Genomic DNA, 16,181 nt, shown 5'->3' with positions numbered 1-16,181 from the left:
ACAGAAGGACAAGTGGTGGATCACGTCCGAGGTTCAACGTGATCAGTCCTTGCCCTACACTCTACTCGCCGCCCTAGACTCCCGGGTTCCGTGATCAACTACCGAGTGAGGCGAGTGTGCCGGGTACCGAGGAAGAAGTCGTTCCGCACTACATCGACGTGTCGAAGGCCAGTGTCGCGCGGGTCTACGACGCCTTCCTGAACGGCAAGGACAACTACGAGATAGACCGCCAAGTCCTGCGGCGCGTTCAGGAAGTGGCGCCGGAGGCCACCCAGCTCGGCTGGGACAACCGGGAGTTCCTCATCCGGGCCAGCCGGTTCATCGCCAGCCAGACCGGGGTCCGCCAGTTCCTCGACTGCGGCTCCGGCCTGCCGACAGCCGAGAACACCCACCAGGTGGTGCAGCGGATCAACCCGGAGGCCACCGTCATCTACGTCGACAACGACCCGGTGGTGTTGGCACACGGGCGGGCGTTGCTCGAGGAGAACGACCAGACCCACCTCATCGGCGCCGACATCTTCGAACCGCGACAGGTTCTCGAGGACGAGGTCGTGCGCAAGCACGTCGATTTCAGCGAGCCGATCGCGCTGTACCAGTGTGGGACTCTCCACCATTACAGCGGCGACCGGTACGCCGAGATCATGCAGGAGTACATCGACGCGCTGCCGTCCGGCTCCTATGTCGCGCTGAGCCACTTCTTCGACCCGGAAACCGACGAGTTCAGCCCGCTCGCGCGCCGACTCGAAGAGGTATTCCTGCACAGCCCGATGGGCAGCGGGTGGTTCCGCACCCGCGAGCAGATCATGAGCATGCTGCCCGGTCTGGAGCTCGTCGAGCCCGGTCTCGTGCGCTGCTGCGACTGGTGGCCCGACGGGCCGCGGGTCAAGCCGCTGCCGCCGATCTCCAACACCATCGTCGGCGCGGTCGGCCGCAAGCCCTGACGGGGTGATCGGCGGGCCGGGCAACGATCCTTCCGGTCAACGGAAGTGATGTTGCTCGGCCTCCGCGGCGGGCGAAGGCTGCTCGCTTCGGAAGACCCGTTCCGGGGAGGTGGCCATGGGGTCGGCGCCGACGTTGGTGCTCGTGCACGGTGCCTGGCACGGGCCGTGGGCGTGGCGCCGGCTCGTCGAGGAGCTCACCGATCTCGACGTCCGCACGGTCGCGCTCCCCTCGGTGGGGCCCGACCCGAGGGCGCTCGGGGACATGCACACCGACGCGGAAGCGGTGCGGGCCGCCATCGCCGTCGTGGACGGTCCCGTGGTGGTGTGCGCGCACGCCTACGGCGGGATGCCGGTCACCCAGGCCGCGGCCGGGATCGGGAACGTCGTCGGGCTGGTCTACGTGTGCGGGTTCCAGCTCGACGTCGGCGAGTCGATCCTGTCCGCGGTCGGCGGAAGGGTCCCGAGCTGGTGGGACGTCCACCGGTCGGAGGGCTACGTCGACCCGCTGCGCCCGTTCGAGACCTTCTACGCCGACGTGCGCGCGCACCCGGCGCGCGGCGCCGTCGCCCGGCTCGCCCACCAGTCGCTGGTCGCGTTCGAGCAGCCGCTCACCCGGGCGGCGTGGCGCACGATCCCCAGCACCTACGTCGTGTGCGAGCGCGACGCCGCGATCCCGGTGGTGGCGCAGGAGCTGATGGCCGAACGCGCGGACCGGGTGCTGCGGATGCCCACCTCGCACGCCCCGTTCCTGTCCCGGCCCGCCCAGCTCGCCGGGGTCCTGCGGGCCGAGCTGCTCGCGGCGCGCCGCCCGGCCGTGAGCCGCTGACGCGTCACGCCTCCACGAACGCGATCTCCGGGTCGATGCGGACCGGGGTGGCCAGGCTGTTGGCGATGAAGCACTCGCGGTGGGCCACCTCGACGAGGTGGCGCACCCGCTCCTCCGACGGGCCCGCCGCGAGCGTGATGCGGGGCCGCAGCACGATCTCGGAGATGCGGACGGGGCGCGACGCCTCCGGCATCACCGCGACGGCGTCGTCGCGGTAGTCGCGGACGTCGAGCCGGGCCCGTGCCGCGACCGCGAGGAACGACAGCAGCTGGCAGGACGCGGCGGACAGCACGAGGAGCTGCTCCGGGTTGAGCCGGCCGGGCTCCCCGCCGAACGCCGGCTCGGCCGACAGCGCGAGCTCCGCCTCGGCCGGGGGAGCGCTCGCGCGGTGCGCCCGGTCGTAGGACGGGTGCCCGCCCGCGGTGGAGCCGGACCACGAGCAGAGGGCCCGGTAGGTGTGGACGGGTCGCCCCGACACGTCGTCGGCCATGTCAGCGGCGTGGCGCGCCGGTGTCGCGCACGCTCGCGGGGTCGCCCGCTCGCCGCGCCAACGGGCCGCGCGAGCGTCGCCGCAGCCAGCCGCGGGCCGTCTGCAGCACCCTGCTGAGCGCGTTCGGGCCGCGGCGGGACTCGATCACGTCACCGATCCGGCCGAGCACCCAGCCGAGCAGCGGCGCCCCGATCGCGAGGATGAGCCACCAGCGCAGCCGGGCGGACAGGAAGGCCCACATCCGAAGGTCACCTCCGACGAGTCGGTGCACGTGCAGACGATGTTGTTCCCGCCGCGCGACCGGCACAAACGGCTCCCGCTCCGGCCGCAGGCGGGGCTACCATCGGGCGATGGCGGGCGACCGTCCGGTCCTGATGGGACTGATGCTCTACGTCCTCGTCGCGGCCACGCCCACCCTCCTGTTCTGGGCGGCGCTGCGGCTACTCCCCGCTGCCGCCACGGCGTGGGCCGAGCACCGCAGGCGCCCGCAGGGCCCGAACGGGCCCGCGCTCGAATCGGTCGTGGCCGATCTGCGCAGGCTGCGCCGCGAGGTGCGCCGCGGCTGCTACCGCAACCAGGTGCGGCGCATGGCGGTGCAGGCCGCCTACGACGACACGCTGGTGGAATGCTGCCGGATCGTCGACGTCGACGCCCCGCTCGCCACGGCCGCCCCCGACGACCGGCCGTACGCCCGGCTCCTCACCGAGGCCGCATTGGAAAACGCCGGGATCGTTCTGGACGTACCGTGACCTGATCGCAGTAAAGTTTTCTTTACTCATGGGGAACGCTGACGAGCATTCCCTCGTTGGACTGCACGGACGCATGACACGCTTCCGAGGAGGACCCAGGTGCGCACCAGTAGCAACCCGGCGTTCCGCAACCTGCCCGTCGGGCAGGGTGGGTACGCCACGTTCGACCGCCAGGGCGGTGCGTTGGGCGGCGCAACCGCCTACGCCGACGCCCAGGCAGCGCAGGTCGGCTATGGGCGCGCGGGGGTCGAAGAGCGCCCGCTCACCATGGACGACGTCGTCACCAAGACGGCGATCACCGGCGGCGTGGCGCTCGCAGCGGGCGTCCTCACCGCACTCAGCGGGATGTACTGGCTCGTGCTCCCGGCGTTCATCGTCGGGCTCGTCGTCTCGCTGATCGTCATCTTCAAGCAGAGCAGCAACCCCGGCCTGGTGCTCACGTACTCGGCCGCGATGGGGGTGGCGCTCGGCGGCATCACCGGCGCGCTGGAGCTGTCCGGCACCCAGTTCGAGGGCATCGGCTTCCAGGCCGTGGTCGGCACGGCCGGCGTGTTCGTCGGGATGCTGGTCGTCTACAAGACCGGCGCGGTGCGGGTCACGCCGAAGTTCACGAAGTGGCTGATGGGCGCCATGATCGGCGTGGCGATCCTGATGATCGTCAACCTGGTCGTCAGCTTCTTCACCACCGGTGGCCTGGGCCTGCGCGACGGCTCGCCGCTCGCCTACCTGTTCAGCATCGTCTGCATCGGGGTGGCGGCGTTCAGCCTGCTGCTCGACTTCGACATGGCCGACCGCGCGGTCCGCGACGGCGCCCCGGCGCGGTTCTCCTGGTACATCGCGTTCGGCCTGATGACCACGCTGGTCTGGCTGTACATCGAGATCCTGCGGCTGCTGTCCTACCTGCGGCAGGAATGACCCACGCGTGAAACGAGCGGCGCCCGCCCCGCCCGGGGCGGGCGCCGCTCGTCGTTTCAGGCCATCTCGGGCACGCGCAGGTGGGCGAGCGCGAGCTCGAACTCGGCGACCTCCACGACCTCGCCCCCGGCCTCCTGCGCCGCGCGTTCGCGCATCTCGTCGGCGGCGACGCGGCTGCGCGCCATCGCCTCCCGGCTGTCGAACACCACGGAGGACACCGCGTACCCCTCGCGGCGGTCCACCATCAGGCTGGCGCTGCAGAAGCCCTCGAACTCCTGCATCTGCGGCATGACCCCCATCCGGTAGACGTCGATGCCGCGGTCCACCTCGTCGGGTGGCGTGCGCACCCAGGTGGCGCGGACGCAGGCGCCCGGTGCCGAGGTGTGGTCGCGGTGCATGACCGCGATCTCCCACCCGTCGACCTGCGGTCGCCCGCCGAGCGCATCGGCGACCCGCTCCCGCAACGGTTGGACCCGCTGCGCCGTGGCCTCCATCGCCTCCTCGGACTGCCACGCCGTCGTGACGATGCAGTAGCCCGTCATCCGATCGACGAGCATGGACATCCCGACGCAGCCCTCCATGGCCAGCACCTCGGGCATGACCTCGTCGCGGACGAGCGCGACACCCGCGTCGAGCGACTCCGGGTGCGCGCGGATCGTGGTGGAGCGTGCGTGCACGACCCACCCCCTCGGGGTCGGAGCAGCGCCCCGGCGGCGCCGCCGGAGCCCCACACCCTCCTCCGGCGCCACCCGCCGGGCAAGGGGTCAGCTCAACCGTTCGACGATCATCGCCATGCCCTGGCCACCGCCGACGCACATCGTCTCGAGGCCGATGGTCTTGTCGTGCGTGCGCAGGCCGTTGAGCAGGGTGGTGGTGATGCGGGCGCCGGTCATGCCGAACGGGTGGCCGAGCGCGATCGCGCCGCCGTTGACGTTGAGCTTGTCGCCGAACGGGTCGATCCCCAGCTCTCGGGCCGACGGCAGGACCTGCGCGGCGAAGGCCTCGTTGAGCTCGACGAGGTCGACGTCGTCGATCGTCATGCCGGCGCGGGCGAGCGCCTGCTGGGACGCCTCGACCGGCCCGAGGCCCATGATCTCGGGGGAGAGGGCGGAGACCCCGGTCGACACCACCCGGGCGAGCGGCGTGATGCCCAGCTCGGCCGCCTTGGTGTCGGACATGATCACGAGCGCGGCCGCGCCGTCGTTGAGCGGGCAGCAGTTGCCCGCGGTGACCCGGCCGTCGGGGCGGAACACCGGCTTGAGCGCGGCGACGGCCTCGTAGGTGACGCCGGAGCGCGGGCCGTCGTCCTTGTCGACCACGGTGCCGTCGGGCAGCGTGACCGGGCTGATCTCGCGGGCGAAGAACCCGTTGGCGATCGCCTTCTCGGCGAGGTTCTGGGACCGGACGCCGAAGCGGTCCATGTCCTCGCGGCTGACGTCCTTGAGGCGGGCGACGTTCTCCGCGGTCTGGCCCATCGCGATGTAGACGTCGGGCAGGTGCCCGTCCTCGCGCGGGTCGTTCCACGAGTCGGCGCCGTTCTCGGCGATGTGGCGGGTGCGGTCCTCCGCATCGGAGAAGACGGGGTTGTGGGTGTCGGGCAGCGAGTCGGAGGTGCCCTTCACGAAGCGGGACACCGTCTCCACGCCGGCCGAGACGAACACGTCGCCCTCGCCCGCCTTGATCGCGTGCATGGCCATCCGGGTGGTCTGCAGCGAGGAGGAGCAGTAGCGGGTGATCGTGGTGCCGGGCACCGTGTCGAGGCCGAGCAGGACCGCGACCACGCGGGCCATGTTGAAGCCCTGCTCACCGCCCGGCAGCCCGCAGCCGAGCATGATGTCGTCGATCTCGGTCGGGTCGAGCTGCGGGACCTGGGCGAGCGCGGCGCGCACCATCTGCACGGTCAGGTCGTCGGGACGGATCGTGGTGAGCGATCCCTTGTTGGCGCGGCCGATCGGGGACCGGGCCGCTGCGACGATCACGGCTTCGGGCATCGTCTCCTCCTCGCACGGTGGCTCATCCGGAGGGTACGCGTCGGTAACCACCCGGTGGCGGTGGGAAATCTGACAGCCGCTGGCAACGTTCTGCGCGATCCTCGTCGCCATGACCTCCTGGAAGGACGTCGAGGCGGCCGTGCCGGAGTTCGCCGCCCGGGTGCGCGCGATCTTCGACGCGCACAAGCACAAGACGATCGCGACGCTGCGCGCGGACGGCTCGCCCCGCATCTCCGGCATCGAGGCCGACTTCTCCGACGGCGAGCTCACGTTCGGCTCGATGCCCGGTGCGCGCAAGGGCGCCGACCTGCATCGCGATCCGCGGTTCGCGCTGCACAGCCCGTCGGTGGACCCACCGGAGGGCAACCCGGCCGCCTGGCCGGGCGACGCGAAGATCTCCGGCCGCGCGTACCCGGCAGGGCCGGTCGGCGGCGGCACCGAGGGCGAGCTGTTCCGGGCCGACATCGAGGAGGTCGTCCACACCGGGCTCAACGCCGACGCCACCAAGCTGGTGATCGAGTCCTGGACGCCCGCCAGGGGGCTGCGGCGCGTCGAGCGCGCCTGAGCTGTCGATTTCCGGCGGCCTCGAACGTCGTCAGGGTGGTGGCCGCCCGGCCACCGGCGAGAGGACGAGGAGCCGCGACGTGAAGTACCTGCTGTTGATCTACGGGGCGCCGGAGGCGGAGCCGCAGACGCCGGAGGCCGTCCAGGAGCTGGTCGACGAGTACTGGGCCTACGAGGCCGCCGCCGAGGACGCGGGCGTGTTCATCGCGAGCCAGGCGCTGCAGGGCGTCGAGACGGCCACGACGGTGCAGGTGCGCGACGACGGCGAGCGGATCGTCACCGACGGCCCGTTCGCCGAGACCCGCGAGGTCCTGGGCGGGTACTACCTCGTCGACGTGCCCGACCTCGACGCCGCGCTGGACTGGGCGGCCCGCTGCCCCGGCGCGAAGCACGGCAGCCGGATCGAGGTTCGCCCGGTGCACGAGTTCGAGCGGCCCTGAGGGGGGACGCGGCGAGGCCGGTCAGGCGCTGCGGCGCGCGATGAGCTCCCGCAGCCGGTTCAGCGCCCGGTGCTGGGCGACCCGGACGGCCCCCGACGTCGACCCGATGGCGGTGGCCGTCTCCACCGCGGACATCCCGAGCGCGATGCGCAGCACGAGGATCTCCCGGTGCTGCTCGGGCAGCTCGTCGAGCAGCGTCCGCAGCTCCGCGACCAGCCCGCCGCGCAACGCCGCCTGCTCGGGGCCGTGGTCGAGGTCCGGCTCGTCCGGCACGTTCTCGGTGGGCACCGAGCGGTCCCGCCCCGCCGCGCGGTAGGCATCGACCACCTTGTTCCCGGCGATGCCGTAGACGAACGCCATCACCCGCTTCTCCGGCCGCCACCGCTCCAGCGCCCCGACGACCGCGACCAGGGTGTCCTGGGCGATGTCCTCCGCGGACTGCGAGCCGACCAGGCCGGCGCCGACCCGGGCGCGGCAGTACTGCACCACCATCGGGCGGATCATCGCGAGGAGGGTCTCCAGCGCCCGCTGGTCGCCCCGTGCGGCCAGCCCGGCGAGGCGGTTGAGCTCGGCGTCGCGACGGGCGGACCGGGCGAGATCGGCCCGGTCGGTGTCCTGGGCACCGATCACCTCGTCCCCGGTGGCTGACACCGGCGCCCCTCCTGCAGCTCGCGGAACGGTCGGATCGGGGGCGCGGCGGGCGGGCCGCGCCGGATCGGGTATCACTCAATCCGGCCGCCACACCCACGACCGGGTAGTGCTTCGACGGCGAACAGTAGTCCGTACGCGGCCATCCGCGCTTCCGTTCGGAGTCAGGACACGGCGTCCGGTCGGGATCGTGACCTTCGCCTGGGGCAACGGTGGGCCGGTACGCCGCTCGGCGATTCCGGGTGGGGTGCGACGATTGGCCCATGCGATACGTCGAGCACGTCGCCGATCTGGTCGGGAACACCCCGCTCGTCCGGCTCGGCGCGGTGGCCGAGGGCATCGCCGCACCGGTGCTGGCCAAGGTCGAGTACTTCAACCCCGGCGGCAGCGTGAAGGACCGTATCGCGCTGCGGATGGTCGAGGCGGCCGAGGCGTCCGGCGAGCTGCGACCCGGCGGCACGATCGTCGAGCCCACCTCGGGCAACACCGGGGTCGGGCTCGCGATGATCGCGCAGCGCAAGGGCTACAAGTGCGTGTTCGTCTGCCCGGACAAGGTCAGCGAGGACAAACGCAACGTCCTGCGCGCCTACGGCGCCGAGGTCGTCGTGTGCCCCACGGCCGTCGACCCGGACCACCCCGACTCCTACTACAAGGTCTCCGACCGGCTGGTGCAGGAGATCGACGGCGCCTGGAAGCCCAACCAGTACGCCAACGAGCACAACCCGGAATCGCACTACCTGAGCACCGGGCCGGAGATCTGGGAGCAGACCGAGGGCCGGGTCACCCACTTCGTCGCCGGTATCGGTACGGGCGGCACCATCAGCGGCACCGGGCGCTACCTCAAGGAGGTCTCGGACGGCCGGGTGCAGGTGATCGGCGCCGACCCGGAGGGATCGGTCTACAGCGGCGGCAGCGGGCGGCCCTACCTCGTGGAGGGCGTTGGCGAGGACTTCTGGCCCGCCACCTACGACAAGGGCATCTGCGACCGGATCGTGGCCGTCTCCGACGCCGACTCCTTCGCGATGACGCGCCGGCTCGCCCGCGAGGAGGCGCTGCTGGTCGGCGGCTCGTGCGGGATGGCGGTGGTGGCGGCGCTGCGGGTGGCGCGCGAGCTGCCCGCGGACGCGGTGGTCGTCGTCCTGCTGCCCGACGGCGGCCGCGGTTACCTGGGCAAGGTCTTCAACGACAAGTGGATGGCGAGCTACGGCTTCCTGCCGCCCACCGAGGGGGCGACCGTCGGCGACGTGCTGCGGCGCAAGGACGGCACGATCCCCGACCTCGTGCACGCCCACCCGAACGAGACCGTGGCCGACGCCGTGCAGTACCTGCGCGAGTTCGGCGTCTCGCAGATGCCGGTGGTGCGCGCCGAGCCGCCGGTGATGGCGGCCGAGGTCGTCGGGGCCGTGGTGGAGCGCGACCTGCTCGACGCGCTGTTCACCGGGCGCGCCCAGCTGTCCGACCGGCTGGAGAAGCACGTGTCGCCGCCGCTGCCCACGCTCGGGGCGGGGGAGCCGCTCGAGACGGCGATGCGCGCGTTCGCCGAGGCCGACGCCGCGCTGGTGCTGGTCGACGGCAAGCCGGCCGGGGTGGTGACCCGCTCCGACGTGCTGGCGTTCCTGGGCAGCTGACGGGGCCGGCCCGACGGGACGCCCGTCGCGGCGAGGGTTAGCGTGGCAGCATGCGCGGCTTCTCGACCAACGCGATCCACGCGGGCCAGGACCCGGACCCCACGACGGGGGACGTGATCCCGCCGATCCACGTGTCGTCGACGTTCGCCCAGGACGGCGTCGGCGGCCTGCGGTCGGGGTACGAGTACTCGCGCAGCGCCAACCCCACCCGCACCGCGCTGCAGGAGTGCCTCGCCGCGCTGGAGGGCGGCCGCCACGCGGTCGCGTTCGGGTCCGGGATGGGCGCGTCCGACGTGCTGCTGCGGGTGCTGCTCAAGCCGGGGGACCACCTCGTCATCCCGCACGACGCCTACGGCGGCACGTTCCGGCTGGTCGACAAGGTGCTCGCGCACTGGGGCGTGGAGTACACGCCGGTCGACCTCTCCGACGTCGCCGCGCTGCGCGCCGCCTTGCGGCCCACCACGCGCGCCGTGTGGTGCGAGACGCCCACGAACCCGCTGCTCGGGATCGCCGACATCGCCGCGGTCGCCGACGTGGCGCGCTCGGCGGGCGCGCGGCTCGTCGTGGACAACACGTTCGCCTCGCCGTACCTGCAGCAGCCCCTCTCCCTCGGCGCGGACGTGGTGCTGCACTCCACCACCAAGTACATCGGCGGGCACTCCGACGTGGTCGGCGGGGCGGTTGTCACCAGCGACGACGAGCTGGCCGAGCGGCTGCGCTTCACGCAGAACGCGGTCGGCTCGGTGCCGGGGCCGTTCGACGCGTGGCTCACCCTGCGCGGCGTGAAGACGCTCGCCGTGCGGATGGAGCGCCACAGCGACAACGCCGAGCGGATCGCCGAGCTGCTCGCCGCCCATCCGGCCGTGACCCGCGTGTTCTACCCGGGGCTCGCCGAGCACCCCGGCCACGAGGTGGCCGCCAAGCAGATGCGCCGCTTCGGCGGGATGGTCTCGTTCACCGTGGCGGGCGGCCGGGAGGCGGCGCTGCGGGTGTGCGCGGCCACGAAGATCTTCACCCTCGCGGAGTCGCTCGGCGGCGTCGAGTCGCTGATCGAGCACCCCGCCGCGATGACGCACGCGTCCGTGGCCGGTTCGGCGCTCGAGGTGCCGGGCGATCTGGTGCGCCTGTCGGTGGGCATCGAGGACGTCGAGGACCTCGCCGAGGACCTGCGGGAAGCGCTGGCGGCCACCGGCTGAGGCCGGCCGCGGGTCAGCCCTTGGCGGGTGCGCTGTACGGGGCCGGCGGCGGTGCGGGCGCGGGCGCCGGCTCGGGCACGACGATGTCGCCGGGGGCGATGCAGCCCCCGACCAGCTGGTACCCGCCTGCCACGAGCTCGTAGCGCCCGGGGTCGTCGCAGCCCGCGCTCTTGACCGTGATCACCGCGATGGCGGTGAGCACCGCGGCCACGAGCAGCGGAGCGATCGCCCGCAGCCGTGTCATTCCGACCTCCCCCGAAGCGGCGGCCCGTGCGGCTCACCGCAATCTCACCGCACCGAGGTTACCGGGAGGTTCGTCGTGGTGCCGCGACGGTGCTCCCGGGGGCGGTGCGAGGATGCCGGTATGGGCGCCGTCGACACCCCCGTTCCGCCGGTCGGGGTGGAGGACGTGCGGGCGGCCCGCGAGCTGCTCGCCGGTGTCGTGACCGCCACGCCGGTGGCCGGGTCCCGCGCGTTGTCCGAGCTGTGCGGCGGGCCGGTGTGGTTCAAGTGCGAGAACCTGCAGCGCACCGGATCGTTCAAGATCCGCGGCGCGTACACGCGCATCGCCCGGTTGGACCCGGCCGAGCGGGCCCGCGGCGTGGTGGCGGCCAGCGCGGGCAACCACGCGCAGGGCGTGGCGCTCGCCGCGAAGATGCTGGGGACCAGGGCCACCGTCTTCATGCCCGCGCGGGCCGCGATCCCGAAGGTCGGCGCCACCCGCGGCTACGGCGCCGAGGTCCACCTGGTCGGGGAGACGATCGACGGCAGCATCGCGGCCGCCACCGAGTTCGCCGAGCGCACCGGCGCCGTGTTCGTCCACCCGTTCGACCACCCCGACGTGATCGCGGGCCAGGGCACGGTCGGCCTGGAGCTCCTCGAGCAGGTGCCCGACGTGCGCACGGTGCTCGTCTGCACCGGCGGGGGCGGGCTGCTCGGCGGGATCGCCGCCGCGGTGAAGGGGCAGCGGCCGGACGTCGCCGTGGTGGGCGTCCAGGCCGAGGGCGCCGCCGCGTGGCCGCCGTCGCTGGAGGCGGGCGAGCCGCGCGCGCTCACCGAGCTGCGCACCGTGGCCGACGGCATCGCCGTCGGGCGGCCGGGCGAGGTCACCTTCCCGCAGGTGGTGGCGCTCGTCGACGAGATCGTGACGGTGGGGGACGACGCGCTCTCCCGCGCCCTGCTGCACTGCCTCGAACGGGCGAAGCTGTTGGTCGAACCGGCCGGGGCGGCCGGGGTGGCCGCGCTGCTGGAGCACCCGCAGCGGTTCGCGACGCCCGCCGTGGCCGTGCTGTCGGGCGGGAACATCGACCCGCTCGTGCTCCTGCACGTCATCGAGCACGGCATGGCGGCCGCCGCCCGCTACCTGTCGCTGCGGCTGCGGGTCGCGGACCGGCCCGGCGCGCTCGCCGAGCTCCTCGGCCTCGTGGGCGAGCTCGGGGCGAACGTGCTGGACGTGTCGCACTCCCGCATCTCCGGCTCCCTCCCGCTCGGCGACGTGGAGGTGGCGCTGTCGATGGAGACGCGCGGCCCCGAGCACTGCGCCGAGCTGGTGGAGGCGCTGCGCGCCGCGGGCCACGCGATCGTCTCGGGCGGGTGAACGGGCCCCGACACGCCGCCGGCCCGCGGGCGGACGGCGTCCACCCGCGGGCCGGGGAAGCGTGATCAGGCCCGGTACGGCTCGGCCGAGACCAGGGTGACCTCCATGCTGCCGCCGTCGGGCAGCTGGTAGCTGCGGGTGTCGCCGGGACGGGCGCCCATCAGGGCGGCGCCGAGGGGGCTGTTCGGGGACACGACCTCCAGGTCGCCCTTGCTGCCCTCCTCGCGCGAGCCGAGCAGCACCGTCTCGGTCTCGTCGTCGCCGTCGTAGCGGATCTTCAGCACCATCCCGGGCGCTGCGGTGTCGGTGTCGGTGGGCGCCACCCCCACCTTGGCGGTGCGCAGCAGCTCCTGCAGCTGGCGGATGCGGGCCTCCTGCTGGCCCTGCTCCTCGCGCGCGGCGTGGTAGCCGCCGTTCTCCTTGAGGTCGCCCTCTTCGCGGCGGGCGTTGATCTCAGCTGCGATAACCGGGCGGTTGGCGATCAGCTCGTCGAGTTCCTGCTTGAGCCGGTCGTAGGCTTCCTGGGTCAGCCAGGTCGCCTGGGTGTCCGTCACGGTCATCACTCCTCCAGCCTGTCTGGGTCCATGTGGCACACGGACCACTGCGCCCGCGGCCACGACCGCCCTGGATGGGCGGCCCCGTTCGAGGGCGGCAAAGCCCCGAGTAAGGAAAAACACGACCCGCCTGCGGGCCGTGTGGTGTCCACCGTAACACGGGTCATGCCGCTCGTCGCTTCCTTTCGACGAACGGTCGGGTGCCCACGGGAGTTCCCGGAACCCCCATCCGCGCTGGTCAGGCCGTTGCACGTGCATCTGCGCGCGCGCCGCGGGGCACCCACCGCGGCGCTCGGCGACCGTTCATCGTAGCGATCACGCGAGTCGCGCGGGAGCGCCGGGGTCGCGTCTCCCCGGGCCCGCGACGGTCAGTACGGCTCGACCTGCGCCACCCAGTAGATCTCGCCGCGGGCGCCCGGGGTGTTGTAGGCCGGGTTCGGCGTTCTGGCGGTGAACGTCGCGGACTCGCCTGGTTGCAGGGAGAGGGGGAAGGTCCCGGCGTCCCGCCCGTCGGCCGTGGTCACGAGGCTGCCGACGATGGGGATCAGGCCCGTGTTCGTGACCGTGACCGTCGCGGTGCAGCTGGGGCTCGTGCACAGCGGTTCCGGGTTGATCTGGACGTCGCCCCGCGGCTGCTCCACCAGCCACTGCATGAGGGTCCGCGGCGCCTCGACGATCCTCACCCGTTCGGCCGCCTGGGCCACCTCTTCGGCCTCCTCGGGCGTGATCGCGGTGACCCGGATCGGGTCGTCCTCCCGGCCGCCCGGTGCCAGGAGGTCGATGAGGAGCAGCCGGCGGGGCTCCTCCGCGGTGACGACGAGCACCTGGAACCCGTTGGACAGCACCACCGCGGGCTCGCCGTCCACCGTCCGCTCGCCGACCTCCTCCCACAGCGACCCGAGCTCCGGGTGCACGTCCCCGGCCAGCTCCCCCGGGTCCATTCGCAGCACGGGTTCGATGGCCGCCGTCTCGCTCCCCGGGTCGGCCACCCACTTGTCGGCGAGCAGGTCGGCCCGCTCCGGCTGGCTGCGCTGCCACCACTGCCGGTTGCCCTTGAGGAGCAGGCCCGATGCGTCCTCGGCGATCTCCGCGCGCCCGCCGTCGCTGCGGGTCAGGGTGCCCCGCGCCCCCGTCGCGGTGACCGTGATGTCGTACTCGATCGGGCCGCCGACGGCGTTCGGCGCGCTGCCCCGGTAGTTCACACCGCTCCACTCGCGGGCATCCGCCACGGCCTCCGCCACGACGTCGGCGGGCGGGTCGTCGGCGAGGACCAGGGCCGTCCCGATCCCGAGCACCGCCACCGCGGCGATCGCGACGCCGGCGACGACGAGCCCCGTCCGGCCGCTGGACGACCCGGCGGGCGGCTGCGCGGGAGGCGGTGTCCCCGGTGGGAGTGGCCAGATCGCGGTCGACGGGAGCGCGGGCCCCGCGACCGGTGCACCCGCGGGCGCTTGGACGGGTGCACCAGCTCCGGCCTCCGCGCCCGTCGGGACGGGGCCCGACCCGGCGGCCGCGTCGGGCGCGGGGCCGCCCTCGCCGGCGTGCTCGCTCGTGGGCTCGCCGGCCTCGTGCCCCGTCCCGCCGGGCCCGGGCCCGCCGCCGGTCGCACCGCTGTCGGCCTCGGGCTCGGCGCCGGCCCGGTTCGCGGCCTGTTCCTCGGTCCGCCGCTCGGGCTGCGCCTCGGCCCCGGGCGTCGGAACCGGGGCGGTGACGGTCGTCGCGGCGGTGGCGGCCGCGGCGGTGCCCAGGACACCGGTGGCCGCTGCCCGCGACGCGTCGTGCCACTCGGTCACCCGCCGCACCACCTGCGTGAACGTCGCGGCCGCCACCGCGAAGAACCCGGCCGACAGGAACGAGAAGGTGGCGAACCAGACGATGAGCGCGGGTGCGCCGGGACCGAACAACGGGACGCCGACGAACGCGATCCACAGCGCGAAGCCGGCACCGAGCCAGGCGGCCCACCAGATCCGGCACGACGTGCGGAGCCGGTCGGACCCCGGGTCGGCCGCCCGCGCGACGTCCGAGACCACGGCCGCGGGAACCCACAGGTTCAGCACCGGGACGAACCAGGCGGCGACGGCCCACCCCTCGGACCACCGCTGCGGCCACGTCCCGGCCTCCGCCGCGGCCGCGCGGGCGCGCCGGAGCCAGACCACGACGACCACGCCCGCGCAGGTGCCGGCGATGCCGGTCAGCACCATGCCCCCGATGAGCAGCACCATCCCGACCTGCGCCGGGGCGCTGCCGGCGTGGTTGCCGAACGTGAACGACGACAGGAACACGGCGGTGGGCCCGGGCACCGCGGCGATCCAGACGAGTGCGGATGCGACGCCCGCGAGCCCGCGCAACGGTGTGCGCCCGGCACGGGGCGGCGAGAGCGTTGTCATCGATTCCCCCCGGAACGATCCCGGCCCGCTCGGTGGCCGGATTCGACGGATGGTAACCGCATCGGGGGGCGAATGGCGGCCTTGAACTGCGGCGAACGGGCCTCAGCGCGGCATCCAGCCGGGGGAGCCCACTACCGGGTGCGTCCTCGGGCCGGTCGGTGGGAGTGGTCGAACACGCACCGTGACCACCGCGGCCGGGGGAACGAGCGGGGGCCGGGCGGCGTTGCATGAACCGTCGGGCGTGTCTGCGACCATCGACATCCCGACTGACGAGTCGTCCGGCCCATCCCCGTGGGGCCCGAGTTGGAAGGAACGCGGCCGTTCCCATGTCCTCGATCCATCCGAGCAGCGCCGGCCCGCTGCGCCTCATGACGGTGCACGCGCACCCCGACGACGAGTCGAGCAAAGGTGCCGCCACCACGGCGCGCTACGTCGCCGAGGGCCACGAGGTGATGGTCGTCACGTGCACCGGGGGCGAGGCGGGGAGCATCCTCAACCCGGCCATGGACCGCCCCGAGGTGCTGGAGAACATGGCCGAGATCCGCCGCGCCGAGATGGCGCGCGCGGCCGAGATCCTCGGCGTGCAGCACCGCTGGCTCGGCTTCGTCGACTCCGGCCTGCCCGAGGGCGACCCCAAGCCGCCGCTGCCGGAGGGGTGCTTCGCCCGGCAGCCGCTCGACGTCGCCACCGAGCGCCTGGTGCGGGTCGTCCGCGAGTTCCGGCCGCACGTCCTGGTCACCTACGACGAGAACGGCGGGTACCCGCACCCGGACCACATCCGCTGCCACGAGATCTCGGTGGCGGCCTTCGACGCCGCGGGCGACCCCGACCGCTTCCCGGAGTCCGGCGACCCGTGGCAGCCGCTCAAGCTGTACTACTCCCACGGCTTCTCGCGGAAGCGCATCGAGGCCTTCCACGAGGCGCTGGTCGCGCGCGGGCTCGAGTCGCCGTACGAGGAGTGGCTCGCGAACTGGCCCGCCGACCGGCCCGACCCCGGCGAGCGCGTCACCACCCGGGTGCACTGCGCCGACTGGTTCGAGACCCGCGACAAGGCGCTGCTCGCCCACGAGACGCAGATCGACCCGAAGAGCCGCTGGTTCGCCGTGCCGCTGGAGGTCCAGCGCGAGATCTGGCCCACCGAGGACTACGAGCTCGTCCGCAGCCTCGTCGATTCCACCGTCCCGGAGGACGACCTGTTCGCGGGCCTCCGCGAGCCCGTGGCGGTGCGGCCGGCGGTCTGACGGGCGCGTACCGT

18 protein-coding genes are annotated in these 16,181 nt (G+C 73.2%); 10 read left to right on the top strand and 8 right to left on the bottom strand.

Annotated features, from left to right (window positions below; all coding sequences use genetic code 11):
- Positions 1 to 116 precede the first annotated feature (116 nt).
- Entirely contained in the window at positions 117 to 941 is an 825-nt protein-coding gene (locus VKZ81_RS22880) for an SAM-dependent methyltransferase (RefSeq protein ID WP_324243702.1), read from the top strand.
- 115 nt (positions 942 to 1,056) lie between these two features.
- The gene (locus VKZ81_RS22875) at positions 1,057 to 1,767 is read left to right on the top strand and encodes an alpha/beta fold hydrolase (RefSeq protein ID WP_324243701.1); all 711 of its coding nucleotides are present in this window, start codon (positions 1,057 to 1,059) and stop codon (positions 1,765 to 1,767) included.
- A 4-nt stretch (positions 1,768 to 1,771) separates the two neighbouring features.
- On the opposite strand, the gene VKZ81_RS22870 is transcribed toward VKZ81_RS22875, so the two are convergent.
- Together VKZ81_RS22870 and VKZ81_RS22865 are read right to left on the bottom strand one after the other, a co-directional pair.
- Complete coding sequence (locus VKZ81_RS22870; RefSeq protein ID WP_324243700.1) at positions 1,772 to 2,257, bottom strand: OsmC family protein; 486 nt, start codon at positions 2,255 to 2,257, stop codon at positions 1,772 to 1,774.
- A gap of 1 nt (position 2,258) precedes the next feature.
- The gene (locus VKZ81_RS22865; RefSeq protein ID WP_324243699.1) at positions 2,259 to 2,498 is read right to left on the bottom strand and encodes a hypothetical protein; all 240 of its coding nucleotides are present in this window, start codon (positions 2,496 to 2,498) and stop codon (positions 2,259 to 2,261) included.
- A gap of 109 nt (positions 2,499 to 2,607) precedes the next feature.
- Between VKZ81_RS22865 and VKZ81_RS22860 the strand changes: the two genes are divergently transcribed.
- Together VKZ81_RS22860 and VKZ81_RS22855 are read left to right on the top strand one after the other, a co-directional pair.
- Positions 2,608 to 3,006, top strand: coding sequence for a hypothetical protein (locus VKZ81_RS22860; RefSeq protein WP_324243698.1), 399 nt, complete (start codon positions 2,608 to 2,610; stop codon positions 3,004 to 3,006).
- Positions 3,007 to 3,105: 99 nt separating this feature from the next.
- On the top strand, positions 3,106 to 3,921 hold the full coding sequence (locus VKZ81_RS22855; RefSeq protein WP_324243697.1) for a Bax inhibitor-1/YccA family protein: 816 nt from the start codon (positions 3,106 to 3,108) through the stop codon (positions 3,919 to 3,921).
- A 56-nt stretch (positions 3,922 to 3,977) separates the two neighbouring features.
- Here VKZ81_RS22855 and VKZ81_RS22850 read toward each other — a convergent pair whose 3' ends face one another.
- Positions 3,978 to 4,598 (bottom strand): antibiotic biosynthesis monooxygenase, encoded by a 621-nt coding sequence (locus tag VKZ81_RS22850; protein ID WP_324243696.1) that lies wholly within the window; start codon positions 4,596 to 4,598, stop codon positions 3,978 to 3,980.
- Between the two features lie 87 nt (positions 4,599 to 4,685).
- Entirely contained in the window at positions 4,686 to 5,912 is a 1,227-nt protein-coding gene (locus VKZ81_RS22845) for an acetyl-CoA C-acetyltransferase (RefSeq protein ID WP_324243695.1), read from the bottom strand.
- A gap of 109 nt (positions 5,913 to 6,021) precedes the next feature.
- Between VKZ81_RS22845 and VKZ81_RS22840 the strand changes: the two genes are divergently transcribed.
- Both VKZ81_RS22840 and VKZ81_RS22835 read left to right on the top strand, forming a co-directional pair.
- Positions 6,022 to 6,477, top strand: a complete 456-nt coding sequence (locus tag VKZ81_RS22840) for a pyridoxamine 5'-phosphate oxidase family protein (protein WP_324243694.1) — start codon at positions 6,022 to 6,024, stop codon at positions 6,475 to 6,477.
- Between the two features lie 79 nt (positions 6,478 to 6,556).
- Complete coding sequence (locus VKZ81_RS22835; protein ID WP_324243693.1) at positions 6,557 to 6,916, top strand: YciI family protein; 360 nt, start codon at positions 6,557 to 6,559, stop codon at positions 6,914 to 6,916.
- 21 nt (positions 6,917 to 6,937) lie between these two features.
- On the opposite strand, the gene shbA is transcribed toward VKZ81_RS22835, so the two are convergent.
- The gene (gene shbA, locus VKZ81_RS22830) at positions 6,938 to 7,543 is read right to left on the bottom strand and encodes an RNA polymerase sigma factor ShbA (RefSeq protein ID WP_414709452.1); all 606 of its coding nucleotides are present in this window, start codon (positions 7,541 to 7,543) and stop codon (positions 6,938 to 6,940) included.
- Positions 7,544 to 7,827: 284 nt separating this feature from the next.
- Here shbA and VKZ81_RS22825 point away from each other — a divergent pair, with 284 nt between their 5' ends.
- Positions 7,828 to 9,192 carry a cystathionine beta-synthase gene (locus VKZ81_RS22825; RefSeq protein ID WP_324243691.1) on the top strand — a complete coding sequence of 455 codons (1,365 nt, stop codon included), beginning with the start codon at positions 7,828 to 7,830 and terminating at the stop codon, positions 9,190 to 9,192.
- Between the two features lie 50 nt (positions 9,193 to 9,242).
- Complete coding sequence (locus VKZ81_RS22820; protein WP_324243690.1) at positions 9,243 to 10,388, top strand: cystathionine gamma-synthase; 1,146 nt, start codon at positions 9,243 to 9,245, stop codon at positions 10,386 to 10,388.
- Between the two features lie 13 nt (positions 10,389 to 10,401).
- Here the strand turns inward: VKZ81_RS22820 and VKZ81_RS22815 are convergent, their stop codons facing one another.
- Positions 10,402 to 10,632, bottom strand: a complete 231-nt coding sequence (locus tag VKZ81_RS22815) for a hypothetical protein (protein WP_324243689.1) — start codon at positions 10,630 to 10,632, stop codon at positions 10,402 to 10,404.
- Positions 10,633 to 10,752: 120 nt separating this feature from the next.
- Here VKZ81_RS22815 and ilvA point away from each other — a divergent pair, with 120 nt between their 5' ends.
- A complete protein-coding gene (gene ilvA, locus VKZ81_RS22810; protein WP_324243688.1) occupies positions 10,753 to 11,985 on the top strand; it encodes a threonine ammonia-lyase in 1,233 nt (410 codons plus the stop codon).
- A 65-nt stretch (positions 11,986 to 12,050) separates the two neighbouring features.
- Here ilvA and greA read toward each other — a convergent pair whose 3' ends face one another.
- Both greA and VKZ81_RS22800 read right to left on the bottom strand, forming a co-directional pair.
- Positions 12,051 to 12,545: a transcription elongation factor GreA gene (gene greA / locus VKZ81_RS22805; protein WP_324243687.1), complete on the bottom strand. Its 495-nt coding sequence runs from the start codon at positions 12,543 to 12,545 to the stop codon at positions 12,051 to 12,053.
- 362 nt (positions 12,546 to 12,907) lie between these two features.
- The gene (locus tag VKZ81_RS22800; protein ID WP_324243686.1) at positions 12,908 to 14,926 is read right to left on the bottom strand and encodes a DUF4328 domain-containing protein; all 2,019 of its coding nucleotides are present in this window, start codon (positions 14,924 to 14,926) and stop codon (positions 12,908 to 12,910) included.
- 326 nt (positions 14,927 to 15,252) lie between these two features.
- On the opposite strand from VKZ81_RS22800, the gene mca reads away from it, so the two are divergent.
- Positions 15,253 to 16,167 carry a mycothiol conjugate amidase Mca gene (mca, locus tag VKZ81_RS22795; RefSeq protein ID WP_324243685.1) on the top strand — a complete coding sequence of 305 codons (915 nt, stop codon included), beginning with the start codon at positions 15,253 to 15,255 and terminating at the stop codon, positions 16,165 to 16,167.
- Positions 16,168 to 16,181 lie beyond the last annotated feature (14 nt).

Origin of the sequence: Pseudonocardia sp. (genome assembly GCF_035305885.1) — a bacterium.
Lineage (GTDB): Bacteria > Actinomycetota > Actinomycetes > Mycobacteriales > Pseudonocardiaceae > Pseudonocardia.
This window is presented reverse-complemented; position numbering and strand designations above follow the sequence as displayed.